This is a genomic window from Mesorhizobium sp. M0119, assembly GCF_040322615.1.
Taxonomy (GTDB): Bacteria; Pseudomonadota; Alphaproteobacteria; order Rhizobiales; family Rhizobiaceae; genus Mesorhizobium.
The window spans coordinates 56,541-73,132 of sequence record NZ_JAMYTU010000001.1 but is presented as its reverse complement, the minus strand read 5'-3'; the positions used below and the strand labels follow the sequence as shown (position 1 = coordinate 73,132).

The following is a 16,592-nucleotide window of genomic DNA, read 5'->3' as shown; positions in this document are numbered from 1 at the left end:
CCTACGCTGCCAGCGCTTCTGCTTTTGCCTCGATGAAGGCTGAGATACGGTCAATCGAATCCAGATTGGCCGGTACGATGTCGGCATCGACCATCGCTATGCCGAAATCATCTTCTATGAATGCCACTAGCTCCAACACGGCCGTCGAGTCGATGATGCCGTTCTCGATCAGTGATGCGGTGTCTGCAAGCTCGTAGGACGTGTCGCCGAACATGAAGTTGTCGACGATAAAGGTTTTGACCTTGTCCTTGATTGCTACCATGATTTTTCCTTCCCTCGATTTCTCAGGCCGCTCGGGCTTCACCGACCTTTTCGCCGGTAAAAATCTTCTGCCACAGTTGCGCCGACAAAATGCCAACGAAAGCCGCATTGTCGCGGAATCCGGACGCTGGCTGCAAGCGGCATTTCTCATGCAGGTTCGCCACCGCCTTGGCGTTGAATAGTCCTCCGGCGGCGATACTCGCCTCGCTGAGCGAGTCGCGTACGTAGTCCAGTTCTCCGGCTCCAACGAAGGAGCGGGCTTCCGGCGCCCTGTAAGGCTGTTTGGTGCGCTCGCGGATGGCCGTCGGAAGCAGGTGCTTGGCAACTTTGCGCAGTATGTGTTTTTCCACCAGTCCCTTCAGCTTCATCTCCGGCGGAAGTCCTGCAGCAAACTCCACCAAGCGATGGTCAAGGAAGGGGAAACGCCCTTCGATACCGTGCGCCATGGCCATGCGATCGCCCTGGCTGGAGAGGATGTAGCCCGGCAGGAGAAAGCGGGTTTCGAGATATTGCGCCTGATGCAGCGGATGCCACCGGGAAAACGCCTCAGGCAACCGGCTGGCCAGGTCCTCGGCTGCGTCATACCCCTTCAATGTCGCGCGCAGGTCACCGGAAAAGAACATCTTCGCCGCTGATGTAGTCTTGAAACGCGGCCGATGGGAGAACAGCGGATCGTCCAGGGCAGCGCTGCCGGTGCCGAAGAACGCAGCCAGGTACTCCACGGACTGCTGTTGCAGACCCGGCAAATAGGGATAAAGCTTGCGGAACAGCTGTGGCCTGATGCGCGATGCCGGCTGTCGTCCGCAGAAACGGCGAACCCGCGCTTCCTTGAAGACATCATAGCCGGCAAAGACCTCGTCGGCGCCTTCGCCTGTCAGCACCACTTTCAAACCGGCCTGGCGAACGAGGCCGGACAGTTGATAGAGGGGGGCCGGGGCGGTGCGGATGATCGGCCGCTCGGTAAAGCGGATGACCTCGGGAAACACACCGGCGATATCGCCGGCACGGCAGGCTATGGTTCGATGGCGCGTGCCAAGTGCTGACGCCATTTCGGTCTGGAAGGCGCTTTCGTCATGCTCAGCGCTATCGAACGTCACGGAAAATGTCTGCAGCTTAAGAGGAGTCATACCGGCCGCGAGTGCCGAAACGAGGGATGAATCGAGCCCGCCCGAAAGGTAAGAACCGACCGGCACGTCGGCGCGCATGCGAAGCCTCACCGCGTCGGTCAAAAGGGCCTGCAGTTCTTCGGCCGCGTCATCCTCATTGGTGATCTTCGATGGCGCATCTCGATGAGGATAGTCCAGATGCCAGTATGGTTTGACCGTCACTTGCCCCTGTGTCGCGATCATCACGCTTGCCGGCTCCAGCTCGTGGATATTGCGGAAAGCCGTGCGTGGAGCGATCGGCGCCCACAGCGTAAAGATCTGGTCGAGTGCAATCGGATCGATTTCGGCCGAGACGCCGGGTACCTTCAGCAGGGCCTTTATCTCCGACGCAAAGTAGAGCACCCCGTCCTTGCTGGTGTAGAACAGCGGCCTAACACCCATGCGGTCTCTTGCAAGCACCATCCGCCGCCGCCGGTTATCCCAAATCGCGAAGGCGAAATCACCGTTCAGGAGCGACAGGCAGTCTTCGCCCATCTCGTCATACAGCTGCAGGAGAACTTCTGTATCGCTCGACGTGCGGAAGCGTCGGCCCTTGGCCAGCAGCCCTTCGCGCAATTCCACGTAATTGAAGATCTCGCCGTTGAACGCAATCGTCAAATTGCCGGTTTCGTCGGACATCGGCTGCTGGCCATCGCCAATCCCGATCACCGACAGCCGCGCATGCCCAAGTCCAGCCTCGGGCGCTACGAATTTCCCTTGTTCATCCGGCCCGCGATGGGCGATCGCGGACGTCATGTGCGTAAGCAAAGCTTCCGCATCCCGGACTGAACCGAAATAGCCCCCGAATCCGCACATCCACACAGCTCATACTGAACAGCAAGCCACGAAACATAGCGGTCATAAGCGCCTCAAAGGTTAATCGGATACTTTTCAGCGAGCACGTGGTTAACAGGATGCTAGGACAAAATGATGCTTTTGCAGTCCGACTTGTGCCCACTCTAGGTCACGCTTGATGGTGAGCTACTGTCGCACGAGCACCATGGGCCAGGTTCTTCAAAGCTTCGCGCCGGATCAGTTGCGGATTTAGGCCGAATGCCAGTGACATCGGTTCGCATCGAGATAGAAGACGTCACGGCGAGCGGTGCAAATTAGTGTTTCGAGTACGGCCGGTACCAATCGACAAACTTCTTCAGCCCGTCCTCTATCGAAACGCTAGGCCTGAAGCCGAAATCCCGCTCCAGCGCGGTCATGTCGGCGTAAGTCTTCTCGACGTCGCTCGTCTGCATCGGCTCGTTGTGGCGGATTGCCTTGACCTCGAGCAGCCTTTCCAGAATGTCGATGAAGTCGCCCAGGCGCACCGGCCGGTTGTTGCCGACATTGTAAAGCCTGTTCGGCGGAACGTCAGCCGCCGGCGGCTTGTCGAGCACGGCGACAACCGCCTTCACAACATCGTCTATGTAGGTGAAATCGCGCCACATTTCGCCGTTGTTGAAAACCCGGATCGGCTTGCCCTCGAGCATCGCCCGGGTGAACATCCAATAGGCCATGTCAGGGCGGCCCCAAGGACCGTAGACCGTGAAAAACCGCAGGCCGGTCTGCGGTATGCCGAACAGATGGGCGTAGGTGTGGCTCATCAACTCATCGGCTTTCTTGGTGGCAGCGTAGAGCGAAACGGGCTTGTCGACCTGATCGGCTTCGCTGAACGGCACGCTGCGGTTGCCGCCATACACCGAACTCGACGAGGCATAGACCAGATGCTCGAATGCCGGTTCGGTGCGACAGAATTCGAGCACTTCGAGGTGGCCCATGACATTGGAGCGGATATAGAGCCGCGGATTGTCGAGTGAGTGCCGCACGCCCGCCTGCGCGGCAAGGTGCACGATCCTGACGATGCTTTGCCCGGTCAAAGCGGCCGCAAGCGCGCCCTGTTCGGCAATATCGATCTGGTGGAACGAAAAATCCTTATGGGGCAGCAGGCGGGCGAGCCGCCCCTTTTTGAGCGCCAAGTCGTAATAGTCGTTCATGTTGTCGACGCCGACGACCGCTTGTCCCCGGTCGAGCAGATGGTGGCAAACGTGACTGCCAATGAACCCCGCGGCTCCGGTGACAAGTATAGGCAACAAGCTTCTCCACGCGCACAGCCGGGCCGGTATCTGGAGCGGCAGATCCGGCCCATTTCGTCGTGCTATAGTCGAAAGCCGAGGTGGAGACCACCATTAAGCTGATGCGTCAGCTTGCCTCGCGCATGGCTTCGGCCGCCTGCAGGTCGACCGACACCAACTGGCTGACGCCTTGCTCGGCCATGGTCACCCCGAACAGCCGGTCCATGCGCGCCATGGTGATCGGGTTGTGTGTGATGATGACGAAGCGTGTCTCGGTGGTTGCGGCCATTTCGTCCATCAAATTGCAGAAACGCTCGACATTGTGATCGTCGAGCGGCGCGTCGACTTCGTCGAGCACGCAAATCGGCGCCGGGTTGGTCAGGAACACGGCGAAAATCAGCGACATCGCCGTCAACGCCTGCTCGCCGCCGGACAGCAGCGTCATCGTCTGCGGCTTCTTGCCGGGCGGGCGCGCCAGGATCTCGAGCCCCGCTTCGAGCGGATCGTCGGACTCGATCAGTTGCAGCTCGGCGGTGCCGCCGCCGAACAGATGCGAAAACAGCCGTTGAAAATGGCCGTTAACCACCTCGAAGGCAGCGAGCAGCCGCTCGCGGCCTTCACGGTTCAGGCTGTGGATCGCCTGCCGCAGCTTGCGGATCGCCTCGATGATGTCGTCGCGCTCGGAAACGATGGTCTCCAGCCGGTCCGACAGTTCCTTCTGCTCTTCCTCGGCGCGCAAATTGACGGCGCCCAGCCGTTCGCGTTCGACCTTCAGCCGGTCGAGCTGACGCTCGATCTCGGCCATTTCGGGCATCGGGCTGTCGGGTTCGAGGCCGGTGTGGCGGATCACAAGATGCGGCGGCGTGTTCAGCGTTTCCTGGATGCGCGCTTCGACTTCCAGCCGCCGCTCGTCGGCGGCGGTCAGCCGCTCTTCGGCGCGAACACGCGTTTCGCGAGCTTCGGCGAGCGACTGGATGGCAGCGGTCGCAGCCTTGTCCATCTCGGACTGCCGGTTCTCCGCTTCCTGCAAGCGGTCGCCCGCAGCTTTTCGCAGGCTTTCGGCCTCGGCGAGCTGCGACAGCAAGGCGCGCCGCTTGGCGTCGATCTCGTCGGGTGCGTCGGCCAGTTGCTCGCGCTCGGCCTCCGCCTCGGCCTTACGTTCGCCGAGTGCCGCAATCTGCGTCGAGGCGTTTTCGGCGCGCTCCACCCAGTTGCGCCGTTCAGAGCCGATGGCATCGAGCCGGCGCGCACGTGCCTCGGCTTCCCGCCTCAGGCCCTCGTGAACGGCACGCGCATCGGCAAGGGCGGCGCGATCGCGGGCGACGTTGGCGGCCGACTGCTCGAGCTGCAACTGCAGATCGCCGAGATCGGGCGCGTCTTGCAGCAGCATTTCCGCCTCGATGAATGCCGCCGCCGTTTCCTCATGGCTGTCGACAATGCGTGCGCGCGCCTCGTCAAGTGCTGCACGCCGGCTCGACAGTTCGCCGCCGGCTTTTTCGGCCTCAGCCAGCGTATTGCGGGCAGCATCCAGCCCATGCTGGGCGTCGCGCCCGGCCTGTCGGGCATTGCGTTCGGCCTCGCTCGCCTGGGCAAGCGCCTGTTCGGCCTGGGCAAGGGCTTGTTCAGCTTCGCGCAGGGTGCGCGTGGCTTGGACCGCTTCGGCGTCGAGTTCGGCCAGCCGGTTTTTCTGCGCCAGCCGCTGCGCAGCGGCGGTCGGAGCATCGGCGCTAGCGGTGAAGCCATCCCAACGCCAGAGCGCGCCTTCACGGCTGACCAGCCGTTGACCGGGAGCAAGCAGCGTCTGCAGCCTTCTTCCTTCGGCGGCTTCGACAATGCCGATCTGGGCCAGCCGGCGGGCCAGCTGCGCCGGCGCGCGCACAACGCTGGCGAGGCTCCTTGTGCCTTCGGGCAATGCGGCGTCGGCGGGCTGGATTTCGCTCTGGCCCCAATGCACCGGCGCACTGCGGTCGAGCGGCACGTCGAGATCTTCGCCAAGCGCGGCACCCAGCGCCGTCTCGTAGCCGCGCACGACGCTGATCTGCTCCAGCACCGAGGGAAATAGATCGCCGCTGGCGGCGTTGAGGATCTTGGCCAGCGTGCGGGCCTCGGTTTCGATCCGCGCCAGCTCGGCCTTTGCGTCCTGAACCGGTGGGCGGGCAGCACTTTCGCCAGCACGCGCCTCGGCGACCGCCTGTTCGGCGGCAATGGCGGCTGCCTCGGCCTCTTCGAGCAGCGCCAGCGCCTGTTCGACCAGCAGCCGCTTCTCGGCGGGATCGGGCAGGCCGGCGACCCTGGAGACGATCTCCGACAGTTCGCGGTCGACATCGGCAAGCTGGCGGGCAAAGCGGTCGCGGCGCTCAGCGGTGTCGCGCAGCGTCCGTTCGATCTGGTTGCGCGAGGCGGCGGCCTCCGCCCGTTCGGCGGTCAGCGCGGCGAGCCTGGCCTCGCTCAGGGCAAGCGTCGATGCCGCCTGCTCGAAAGCCGCGCGGGTGCTGGCCTCGCGCTCGGCGGCGCCGGCGTTTTCGGCGTTGAGCGCGGCTTCTTCGGCGGCGAGGCGTTCGAGGATATCCGCATTGTCGCGGACCATGCGCTCCTCGCGGGCAAGGTCGCCATCAAGCTGTTGCAGTCGGCGGTCGAGCTCTGCCTGGCGGGCGCGGATGCGGCCCGCCTCTTCCTCGATCTGCGCCTTGGCGATCGACAGACGCTGGAAGGCGGCGGCCGCAGCGGCTTCCGCATCGCGCAAGTCCGGCAGCCGGTGGGCGTTGATGCCTTGTTCCCTCGCAGCAGCCATCTGGGCGGCGGCACGGTCGCCGACCAGCGCGGTGGCAATCGCCAGCGCCGAACGCGCTTCGCCTTCCTGCGTCTTGGCCAGCGTCCAGCGCAGATGCAGCAGCGTCGCTTCGGCCTTGCGGATGCCGGCCGACAGGTTCTTGAAGCGCGAGGCCTGGCGGGCCTGGCGTTTCAGGCTTTCGATCTGGCTTTCCAGCTCGCCGACGACGTCGTCTAGCCTTTCGAGGTTCTGTTCCGCCGCCTTCAGCCGCAGCTCGGCTTCGTGGCGGCGCGTATGCAGGCCGGAAATTCCGGCCGCCTCTTCCAGGAGCGCGCGGCGCGCCTGCGGCTTTGCCTGGATCAGCTCGCCGATGCGGCCCTGGCCGACCATCGAGGGCGAGCGGGCGCCGGTCGACTGGTCGGCGAACAGCAGCTGGACATCCTTGGCGCGGGCTTCCTTGCCGTTGATGCGGTAGAGCGAGCCGGCTTCACGCTCGATGCGACGCGAGACCTGCAACTCATCGGCGTCGTTGAAGGCAGACGGCGCGGTGCGGTCGCTATTGTCAAGGAAGAGCGTGACTTCGGCGGTGTTGCGGGCCGGACGCGTTCCCGAGCCGGAAAAGATGACGTCGTCCATGCCGGACGCACGCATGTTCTTGTAGGAGCTTTCGCCCATAACCCAGCGCAGCGCCTCGACCAGGTTCGACTTGCCGCAGCCGTTCGGCCCGACGATGCCTGTCAGGCCGCGTTCGATGACGAACTCGCCGGGTTCTACGAAGGATTTGAAGCCGAGCAGGCGAAGGCGCGAGAACTTCATTCGCGCCTGCCCATCGCCAAGTTTCGCAAAACTGTTCCGCGGTTTTGCGAGGAGAACCCGCGGCAGGACAAAAATCCGCGGCAAGACAAAGAAGTGCGCACGCCGAAGCGACGCCGCTTCGGCGCCGCCGAAACGTCAGAGCAGAGGGTCGATGATGGCCGACATTTCCGCAATCGACATCGCCCCTTTGTAGGTCTTTCCGTTGATGAAAAAGGTCGGTGTGGAATCAACCTTGAATTCGTCGGCGCCGCGCTTCTGGACGGATCTCACATCGTCCAGAAGTTTCTGGTCCGTCAAGCAGGCCTCGAAGGACTCCTGTGTAAAACCGGCAAGCTTGGCGATTTGCAGCAGTGCGTCCTTGGTATTGTTCACACCAACCCAGTTCGCCTGTTGCCTGAACAGCACGTCGACCATCGGGAAATAATTGTCCTTGGAGCAGCGCGCCAGCATGAAACCGGCCTCGGCGCTGGGATCGAACGGAAATTCGCGCAGGATATAGCGGGCCTTGCCGGTATCGATATATTTCGTCTTCAGCTCCGGGAATGTGGTTTCGGCGAAATGCGCGCAATGCGGGCAGGTCATCGAAGCATATTCGACGATAGTGACCTTTGCGTCGTCCTTGCCGAGCTGCATGTCGGGCAGCGCGCCGGGCTTCAACAAGGCTGCCATATCCACCGTGCCCTGAGCTTCAGGCGCTTTGGCGGCGGCCGGAGCGGCCGGCTTCGCAGGTTCCGCCGGAGCCGCAGGCTTCACATCCTGCGCCTCGGCTTTCTCGCCCGAGTCGCTGCAGGCGGCAAGCAGGGCCGCAGCTGGTATTGCGGCCAGCGAAGTCAAAAGGTTTCTGCGGGACAAGGAACGGATCATACGAATCACCTGGCAATAGTTGGATTTTGCAATGCAAAGGCTACAAAAAGCGAGAGTTGGCGCGAATTAAGGCATTACCGCCCCTATTCCAATCGCCAAATCCGGGCATACCATCACGATAGCGCGAGATCACGGCTTCTTTTGACCGAGAATGGTGGCGCCAAGCCGCTCCAACGAGGCGCGCAGCCCGCCGTCCTCGATCAAACCGACGGTGCCGGACAGCTTCGCTTTCTCGGCCGCAGTCAATGGCCGCAAACTGGGTTTCGGCTTGTCCTTGCCCGCCATTACAGGCTTCTGCACGATCCTGATCCGGCCGATCGCATTGAAACCGAGGAAGGCATTGACCCGGTTGATGACCTCGCCGGTCTCGTGCTGCAGATGCAGTGCCGCTACACCCTCGCAGGCAATCACCAGCACCGCCGGTTCGAAAGGATCGTCCTCGTGCATGCGGCGCGGCCACTGGATCTTTTCCGGTCGCGAGCGGCCCGCAAGCCGCGGCCCGGCAATTTCTTCCCATGACTGGACCAGCCCGATCGACATGCCGGCCCGCTTGCGCAGCACCGGGTCGAGGATCTCGGTTGCGAGATCGCTCACCGGAACGGGATTGCCGAAGGGCCTTTTCCCTGCCATGTGCGTTCTCCAATCACCAGCTTCAGCACCAATGGATTAGGGCCGACCCTCGATCAATGGCACTGCACGACCAGACCCGCAAGGCCGTATCCGGAGACAATGGCGAGATCGCATCCCGGCTGCTTGGCTGGTACGACGCGCATCACCGCGACCTGCCCTGGCGCATTCCGCCGCGCGCGTTGGCAGGCGGGGCGCGGCCCGATCCCTATCTGGTCTGGCTTTCCGAGGTGATGCTGCAGCAAACCACGGTCGAGGCGGTAAAATCCTATTTCCGGGCGTTCGTGCAGAAATGGCCAACGGTCCAGGCGCTGGCGGCGGCACCGACCGAAGACGTCATGAAGGCCTGGGCCGGGCTCGGCTATTATTCTCGCGCCCGTAATCTCAAAGCCTGTGCCGATCTCGTCGCGCGGCAAGGCGGCCGCTTCCCGGACAGCGAGCCCGGCTTGAAGGAACTGCCCGGCATCGGCGCCTATACGGCGGCGGCGATCGCAGCGATCGCCTTCGACCAACCAGCCGCGGTCGTCGACGGCAATGTCGAACGGGTGGTCTCACGGCTGTTTTCGATCGCGACGCCGCTGGGCGAAGCCAAGGGCGAGATACGCGACCAGGTCGAACGCATGGTCCCCGGGACAAGGCCCGGCGACTTCGCGCAGGCGATGATGGACCTGGGCGCGACGATCTGCACGCCGCGTCGGCCCCGCTGCATGCTCTGCCCCGTTCGCGAAGATTGCAGCGCCACAATGTCGGGCGACCCCGAACGCTTTCCGGTCCGCCTGCCCAAGGCCGAAAGACCCTTACGCCGCGGTGCCGCCTTCGTTGCGGTCAGGGGCGACGGCGCTGTGCTTTTGCGCAAGCGCATCGAAAAGGGCCTCCTCGGCGGCATGACTGAGGTGCCGACGACCGGCTGGACGGCGCGCATCGACGGCGCCACCACGGAAGCGGCAGCCCCGTTCCCCGGCAATTGGCGGCAGGCCGGACGCATCGGCCATGTCTTTACCCATTTTGCGCTTGAACTCGACGTGTTCAAGGCGGAGACCGACAGTGCCGCCCCCGCCGGGCATTTCTGGTCGCTGGCCGATGAAATTTCCGGGGAAGCGCTGCCGAGCGTCATGAAAAAGGTAATCGAAGCGGCGATACCGGGCGCGACGAAAAAGCAGCGGCCGCGTTGAAAGAGAGAAGAATGACTGAAATCCGCCACATCGTTTTCGACATCGGCAAAGTGCTGATCCACTATGATCCGGACCTGCCCTTCAGTCGCTTGATCCCCGATCCCGACGAACGGAAATGGTTCTTCGACAATGTCTGCACGCATGATTGGAATATCGAGCAGGATCGCGGCCGCAGTTGGGAAGAGGCCGAAGCGCTGGCGATCGCGCAATATCCCGAGCACGCGGAAAATATCCGCAATTTCCGCCGGCACTGGCACGAGATGGTGCCTCACGCCTATGAGGACAGCGTCGCCATCATGATCGGCCTGATCGAGAGCGGCCACGACGTGACGATGCTGACCAATTTCGCTGCGGATACGCTTGCCGAGGCCCGCGAGCGCTTCGATTTCCTCAATCGGCCGCGCGGCGTCACCGTTTCCGGCGACATCCACCAGATCAAGCCGGATCGCGCCATCTACGATCACCACGTCGCCGCGTTCGGCCTCGAACCGTCAGCCACGCTGTTCATCGACGACAGCCCGAAGAATGTCGACGGTGCCAAGGCGGCCGGCTGGCAGTCGGTGCTGTTTACCGATGCAAAGACGCTCAGGGCGGACCTTGAGCGTCTTGGGATCAAAGTGTGATTTGAATCGGTCCCAGGAGTTGGTTGAGCCTTCGCATTAACCGATCTGTCGCAACTCGGAAGCCGTCAGGCCCCTGCCCGCTCCATGCCCAGGCGGGCGATGCGGCGAAGCTCGTCGATCGGGGTCAGGCCGCCGCTGCGCTCATAATGCCAGAAGGTCCAGCCGTTGCAGGCGTCCAGCCCCTGCACTTGTGCGCCGATCTTGTGGATCGACCCGGCGCTGTCGCCGATTGCCAGCGTGCCGTCGGCACGCACCTTTGCCGCCCAGCGCTTCTTGGCATCGTAGAGCGTGGCGCCGGGCGCCACCAGGCCATTGTCGAGAAGCGTGACGAAGGCGACGCGCGGCTCAGCCCGCTTGCCGGTTAGTACCGTCAGATTGGCGCCTTCCAGCGGCCGGACCGCATCGATGCGTTCCATGGCGGCATCGATATAGGTTTGTTCGCGCTCGATGCCGACGAAGTGGCGGCCAAGCCGCTTGGCCACAGCTCCGGTGGTTCCTGAACCGAAGAAGGGATCGAGGACAATGTCGCCGGGCCTGGTCGAGGCCGTCATCACGCGGGCGAGCAACGCTTCCGGCTTCTGCGTCGGATGCAATTTGTCACCATTGTCGTTCTTCAGGCGCTCGCCGCCGGTGCAGATCGGAAACAGCCAGTCCGAGCGCATCTGGACGTCGTCGTTCGATGCCTTCAGCGCCTCGTAGTTGAAAGTGTAGCCCTTACCCTTCTGGTCGCGAGAGGCCCAGATCATCGTCTCGTGGGCATTCTGGAAACGGCGGCCACGGAAATTGGGCATTGGATTGGTCTTGCGCCAGACGACGTCGTTGAGGATCCAGAAGCCCAGGTCCTGCATCTTGGCGCCGACCCTGAAAATATTGTGGTAGGACCCGATAACCCAGATCGTGCCGTTGGGCTTCAACACGCGGCGCGCCGCCAGCAGCCAGGCGCGGGTGAAGGCGTCGTAGGCCTCAAAACTGTCGAACTGGTCCCAATGGTCGTCGACGGCATCGACCTTGGATTGGTCGGGCCGGTGCAGATCGCCATCGAGCTGCAGATTGTAGGGCGGATCGGCGAAGATCACGTCGATCGACTTTTCCGGCAGCCGTTCGAGCGCGGCGACGCAGTCGCCCTTCAGGATCGTATCCAGCCACTCGGATTGCTGGGGAGCATCGGAAAGCTCGTCGAGAAGACGCACGGCAGACATTGTGACACCCAAGGCACGCGTTACTGTTTACTGTCCGTTATGGTTACCGATCAGCGTAAATATTCAGTGAAGCAGACTGCCGAATTTGCGAAGCCCGGCCTGTTGGTGTATGCCGCGCCGCCTGAGCCGTTTGGACCAAAGGGCCCTCGGCATACCTTCATCCCGCTTTCCGGATCACCATGCCCCAGCTAGATCTTGTCATCTTCGATTGCGACGGCGTGCTCGTCGATTCCGAAATCATCGCCGCGCGTATCGATGCCGAGCTTTTGACCTCGGCCGGCTACGAGATATCGGCCGAGGAGATTTCCGAGGTCTATGCCGGGTTGACTTTCAAGGACATCATGATGCGGGTCGAGGAAAAGTCCCGGATCCCGTTCCAGGCCTCGCTGATCGACAAGGAGGAACAACTGGTCGATCGCCGGCTGCGCAGCGACGTGCGTGCCATCGACGGGGCGCACGAAGCTGTCGCCGCGGTAGCAGTGCCGCGCTGCGTCTGTTCGAATTCGCGTTCGGAGCGGATCGAATTCATGCTGGAGAAGGTGCAGCTTTTGCCGTTCTTTGCCGGCCGTATCTTTTCCTCGCTGGAAACCCCGACCGGGAAAACCAAGCCGGCGCCGGACGTGTTTCGGTTCGCCGCGGAAAAGCTCAAGGCCGATCCTGCGAACACCTTCGTCATCGAGGATTCCGTGCATGGCGTCACCGGCGCCAAGACGGCGGGAATGCGCGTCATCGGCTTTACCGGCGCGGCGCACAGCTATCCCGGCCACGCCGATGCGCTGACCGAGGCCGGCGCGGAAACGGTCATCCGCCGCTGGGCGGAACTGAAAAGCGTGATCGCCGCGCTGTCGGAATGGTCGGCGGACGCCTGAGAGGCCGCCTCCAACCCCCGTGGCGCGAATGCAGCGGCTCAGTTGGTCGCGGCGGCTTTCTTCTTCTTCGGCTTGTCTGTCGCTACTTTCGGAGCGCCCTCGTCATACCCGGCATATGCCTGGTAGTCCCGCGCCGTCGGCTCCGGAACGACGACGCTGGAATCGGTGAAGACGAACTGCGTGGCACTCGAAGGATCGGTGACCTGGACCTGATAGGAGTGAAGCTGCGAATAAAGAACTTCGGTGCCGTGCATCACCGCGATGCGGATCGGCATGGTGATGGTGCCGGGGGTAAACATCGGGCCAGGCACGACCTTGCCGGCGACGGCTATCTTCATCGACAGGGAGCCGTTGGCGCGGCTGCAGTCGCGGGTCACATCGGTGATCGAAGCCTGATAGATGATCTTGGCGGAATCGTCCGGCTGATCGACGCCTGCCCCGTCCGCTGCCGGCTGGGCGGCTTCCTCGGCGGCGACATCGGTTTTTTTCTTCGGCTTCGGACCGCTCTTGGCGTAAGTATTGAAGAAAGCGGTGCCGTCACGCAACGTCACTTTCGGACAATAGGCCTGCAGCTGGCTGGAAAGCACCTTGGGGTCGGGTGGCGGTGGCGGTGTCGTGTCCTTCTTGCCGAAGCCGAGAATGCCATTGTCGCTCGATTGGCAGCCTGCGGCGGCAAGCATAAAGCCGGTGAGCGCCAGACCCGCGACAAAACGACCGTTGAATGAATGAAACGCCATGAACTGCACTTCCCTCTCGCAAAGCCGGTGACGTATATCAACCGCGCGGCAAAAATGCGACTGAGCCAGCGCAGAAATCCACCACCTCGCGGCGGGCGAAAATTCCCGGCAACAATGGAAACGTGACGATGCAATATGTGAGTACCCGCGGGGAAGCGCCCGCGCTTGGATTTTCCGACGCGGTGCTGGCCGGACTGGCGCGCGACGGCGGGCTCTACCTGCCGAGCGCCTGGCCGCATTTTTCCGCAGCCGAGATCCGCGCGATGCGCGGCCTTGCCTATCCCGATCTTGCCATCCGTGTGCTGTCGCCTTTCCTCGGCGGCGAGATCGCGGCGCCGGTGTTCGAACGGCTGGTGCGCGAAGCCTATGCGACCTTCCGCCATGAGGCCGTCTGCCCGCTGGTGCAGACCGGGCCGAACAGCTTCGTGCTCGAGCTTTTCCACGGCCCGACGCTCGCGTTCAAGGACGTGGCGATGCAGCTTCTTGCCCGGCTGATGGACCATGTGCTGGCCGAGCGCGACCAGCGCGCCACCATTGTCGGTGCCACCTCCGGCGACACCGGAGGGGCCGCCATCGATGCCTTTGCCGGGCGCAACCGCACCGACATCTTCGTGCTTTTCCCGCACGGCCGCGTCTCGCCGGTACAGCAGCGGCAGATGACGACCTCGACGGCCGCAAACGTCCACGCCTTGGCGATCGAAGGCAATTTCGACGACTGCCAGGGCCTGGTGAAGGACATGTTCAACGACCACGGTTTTCGCGACCGGGTATCGCTGTCCGGCGTCAACTCGATCAACTGGGCCCGCATCATGGCCCAGATCGTCTATTATTTCTCCTCCGCGCTGTCGCTCGGCGCGCCCGACAGGCCGGTTTCCTTCACCGTGCCGACCGGCAATTTCGGCGACATCTTCGCCGGCTACGCCGCCAAGAAGATGGGGCTGCCGATCGAACGGCTGATCATCGCCACCAACGACAACGATATTCTGGCGCGCACGCTGGCGACCGGCGAATACCGCACGAAGGGGGTCTTTTCGACCACGTCGCCCTCTATGGACATCCAGGTGTCTTCGAACTTCGAACGCTTGCTGTTCGAGGGGTCCGGCCGCGATGCCTCGACCGTGCGGCGCTACATGGACGGGCTCAAGCAGTCCGGCGCCTTCACCATCGAGGCCGGCGAAATCGCCAGGATCCGCTCCGAATTCGACGCCGGCCGCGCCACCATGGACGAGGTCGCCGCCACCATCCGCACCACACTTGCGGCGAGCGGCTATCTGCTCGACCCGCATACGGCCGCAGCCGTGCATGTGGCCGCCGGCAAGGCTACGGGTGAGGTGCCGATGGTGGTGCTGGGCACTGCACACCCGGCAAAGTTTCCGGCCGCCGTCGAAGCCGCCAGCGGCGTGTCGCCTGCCCTGCCTGCATGGCTAGGCGGGTTGATGAGCGCCGAGGAAAAATACACGGTACTTCCATCCGACCTGAAAATGGTGGAAGATTATCTCGGCCGCCACACGCGGGCGGCGCGTTAGGGAGTAATTGCCATATGGGTGTTGAGGTAAGCCGTCTGTCGAACGGCCTGACAGTCGCCACCGAAACCCTTCCAAGCCTCGAATCTGTTGCCCTTGGCGCCTGGGTCAAGTCGGGCGCACGCAACGAGCGTGACGAAGAGCACGGAATGGCGCACTTGCTCGAGCACATGGCTTTCAAGGGCACCAGGCGGCGAAGCGCCTTCGAGATCGCCTCGGAGATCGAGGACGTCGGCGGCGAGATCAATGCCGCCACCAGTGTCGAGACGACCTCCTATTATGCAAGGGTTCTGAGCGACGATGTGCCGCTGGCGGTCGATATCCTTTCCGACATCCTGCAGGAATCCGAATTCGATCCGCAGGAGCTGGAGCGAGAGCAGCATGTGATTCTGCAGGAGATCGGCGCCGCGCACGATACGCCCGACGATGTCGTTTTCGATCACTTTACCGAGACCGCCTTCCGCCACCAGACTATCGGCCGCTCGATTCTCGGCACGCCGGAAACTGTCAAATCCTTCACTTCGAAGCAGCTGCACGACTTCATCGAACGGCAGTACGGCGCCGAGAACATGGTGATGGTGGCGGCCGGCGATATCAAGCACGACGACTTCGTGCGCGAGGTCGAAAAGCGTCTCGGCAGCTTCCGCGGCAAGGCCGACGGCACCATCCCGCAATATGCGCAATATGTCGGCGGCGATTTTCGCGAAGACCGTGACCTGATGGACGCGCAGATCGTGCTGGGTTTCGAGGGCCGCGCCTATCACGTCCGCGATTTCTATGCCTCTCAGGTCCTTTCGATGATCCTGGGCGGCGGCATGTCGTCGCGACTTTTCCAGGAAGTGCGCGAAAAACGCGGCCTGTGCTATTCGGTCTATGCCTTCCATTGGGGTTTTTCCGACACCGGCGTCTTCGGGGTCCATGCGGCGACCGGACAAAGCGATATTGCCGAGCTGGTGCCTGTGATTATCGATGAGCTGCAAAAGGCCGGTGAAAACATCCTGCAGGAGGAGCTCGACCGGGCGCGTGCCCAATACCGCGCCGGGCTGATCATGTCGGCCGAGAGCCCGGCCAGTCGCGCCTCGCAGATCGCCAGGCAGTTGCTTCTGTTCGGCAGGCCAATCGCCAAGGAAGAGCTGATGGAGCGGCTGTCGGCATTGACTGTCGAGCGGCTGACGGATCTGTCGTCTCGGCTTTTTTCGACCAAGCCGACGCTTACAGCCGTCGGGCCGGTGGGTACGCTCGCGCCCTATGAAGCGATCCTCGATTCGCTTTCGGGCACGCAGACCACTGCCCGCAAGCTCGCCGTCTAAGCCTATTCGAGCGTCGTGTTCGCGCTCCCTTTCTTTCGCCGCGACCTGCCGGCACTGAAGGGCGACCTTGTCACGCTGCGCGTACCGCTGACCAACGACTATCGCGAGTGGTCGGTGCTGCGCGGCGAAAGCCGCGCCTTTCTTGAGCCGTGGGAACCGCGATGGACCCCTGACGAGCTCGACCGCACGGCGTGGCGGCATCGTATCGGCCGCTACCGCGAGGACTACGCGCAGGGGACGGCGATCGCCTTCTTCATCTTCGAGAAAAGCAGCGGCAAGCTGGCCGGCGGTATCACCCTCGGCAATATCCGCCACGGGGTCGCCCAAAGCGGCCATATCGGCTACTGGATCGGCGAGCGCTTCAGCGGACGCGGCCTGATGACTGATGCCGTCAAGGTGGTGACGCGTTTCGCCTTCGAAACGCTGCGGTTGCACCGGATCGAAGCTGCCTGTATCCCCGATAACGCCCGGTCGATCCGCGTGCTTGAAAAAGCCGGATTCCGGCGCGAAGGACTGCTACGATCCTATCTGAGGATCAACGGCATCTGGCAGGATCATTACCTATACGCCCGAATCGCGGACGATCCGCCGGGCGTTGGAACAAAGGACTGAT

General features: G+C 62.8%; 14 protein-coding genes. 6 read left to right on the top strand and 8 right to left on the bottom strand.

Annotated elements, in window-relative coordinates; genetic code table 11:
• Position 1: 1 nt before the first annotated feature.
• The 6 genes from NKJ40_RS00370 to NKJ40_RS00345 form a co-directional block, all read right to left on the bottom strand.
• On the bottom strand, positions 2-265 hold the full coding sequence (locus NKJ40_RS00370; protein WP_352464247.1) for an acyl carrier protein: 264 nt from the start codon (positions 263-265) through the stop codon (positions 2-4).
• Positions 266-284: 19 nt separating this feature from the next.
• Entirely contained in the window at positions 285-2,222 is a 1,938-nt protein-coding gene (gene asnB / locus NKJ40_RS00365) for an asparagine synthase (glutamine-hydrolyzing) (RefSeq protein ID WP_352463912.1), read from the bottom strand.
• Positions 2,223-2,515: 293 nt separating this feature from the next.
• Positions 2,516-3,487, bottom strand: a complete 972-nt coding sequence (locus tag NKJ40_RS00360) for an NAD-dependent epimerase/dehydratase family protein (RefSeq protein WP_352463911.1) — start codon at positions 3,485-3,487, stop codon at positions 2,516-2,518.
• A 109-nt stretch (positions 3,488-3,596) separates the two neighbouring features.
• Positions 3,597-7,055, bottom strand: coding sequence for a chromosome segregation protein SMC (gene smc, locus NKJ40_RS00355; protein ID WP_352463910.1), 3,459 nt, complete (start codon positions 7,053-7,055; stop codon positions 3,597-3,599).
• A 135-nt stretch (positions 7,056-7,190) separates the two neighbouring features.
• Positions 7,191-7,919 carry a DsbA family protein gene (locus NKJ40_RS00350; protein ID WP_352463909.1) on the bottom strand — a complete coding sequence of 243 codons (729 nt, stop codon included), beginning with the start codon at positions 7,917-7,919 and terminating at the stop codon, positions 7,191-7,193.
• 129 nt (positions 7,920-8,048) lie between these two features.
• Positions 8,049-8,549: a DUF721 domain-containing protein gene (locus NKJ40_RS00345; RefSeq protein ID WP_352463908.1), complete on the bottom strand. Its 501-nt coding sequence runs from the start codon at positions 8,547-8,549 to the stop codon at positions 8,049-8,051.
• 56 nt (positions 8,550-8,605) lie between these two features.
• On the opposite strand from NKJ40_RS00345, the gene mutY reads away from it, so the two are divergent.
• Both mutY and NKJ40_RS00335 read left to right on the top strand, forming a co-directional pair.
• Positions 8,606-9,718: an A/G-specific adenine glycosylase gene (mutY, locus tag NKJ40_RS00340; protein ID WP_352463907.1), complete on the top strand. Its 1,113-nt coding sequence runs from the start codon at positions 8,606-8,608 to the stop codon at positions 9,716-9,718.
• An 11-nt stretch (positions 9,719-9,729) separates the two neighbouring features.
• Entirely contained in the window at positions 9,730-10,341 is a 612-nt protein-coding gene (locus NKJ40_RS00335; protein WP_352463906.1) for an HAD family hydrolase, read from the top strand.
• Positions 10,342-10,406: 65 nt separating this feature from the next.
• Here the strand turns inward: NKJ40_RS00335 and NKJ40_RS00330 are convergent, their stop codons facing one another.
• Positions 10,407-11,540, bottom strand: coding sequence for a site-specific DNA-methyltransferase (locus NKJ40_RS00330; RefSeq protein ID WP_352463905.1), 1,134 nt, complete (start codon positions 11,538-11,540; stop codon positions 10,407-10,409).
• A gap of 179 nt (positions 11,541-11,719) precedes the next feature.
• Here NKJ40_RS00330 and NKJ40_RS00325 point away from each other — a divergent pair, with 179 nt between their 5' ends.
• Positions 11,720-12,409 carry an HAD family hydrolase gene (locus NKJ40_RS00325; protein WP_352463904.1) on the top strand — a complete coding sequence of 230 codons (690 nt, stop codon included), beginning with the start codon at positions 11,720-11,722 and terminating at the stop codon, positions 12,407-12,409.
• A gap of 38 nt (positions 12,410-12,447) precedes the next feature.
• Here NKJ40_RS00325 and NKJ40_RS00320 read toward each other — a convergent pair whose 3' ends face one another.
• Complete coding sequence (locus tag NKJ40_RS00320; protein WP_352463903.1) at positions 12,448-13,146, bottom strand: hypothetical protein; 699 nt, start codon at positions 13,144-13,146, stop codon at positions 12,448-12,450.
• Between the two features lie 128 nt (positions 13,147-13,274).
• Between NKJ40_RS00320 and thrC the strand changes: the two genes are divergently transcribed.
• The 3 genes from thrC to NKJ40_RS00305 are packed head-to-tail and all read left to right on the top strand — an operon-like array spanning position 13,275 to position 16,591.
• Positions 13,275-14,672, top strand: a complete 1,398-nt coding sequence (gene thrC / locus NKJ40_RS00315) for a threonine synthase (protein ID WP_352463902.1) — start codon at positions 13,275-13,277, stop codon at positions 14,670-14,672.
• 14 nt (positions 14,673-14,686) lie between these two features.
• A complete protein-coding gene (locus tag NKJ40_RS00310) occupies positions 14,687-15,979 on the top strand; it encodes a M16 family metallopeptidase (RefSeq protein ID WP_292657506.1) in 1,293 nt (430 codons plus the stop codon).
• A 15-nt stretch (positions 15,980-15,994) separates the two neighbouring features.
• The gene (locus NKJ40_RS00305) at positions 15,995-16,591 is read left to right on the top strand and encodes a GNAT family N-acetyltransferase (RefSeq protein WP_292657505.1); all 597 of its coding nucleotides are present in this window, start codon (positions 15,995-15,997) and stop codon (positions 16,589-16,591) included.
• Position 16,592: the final 1 nt, after the last annotated feature.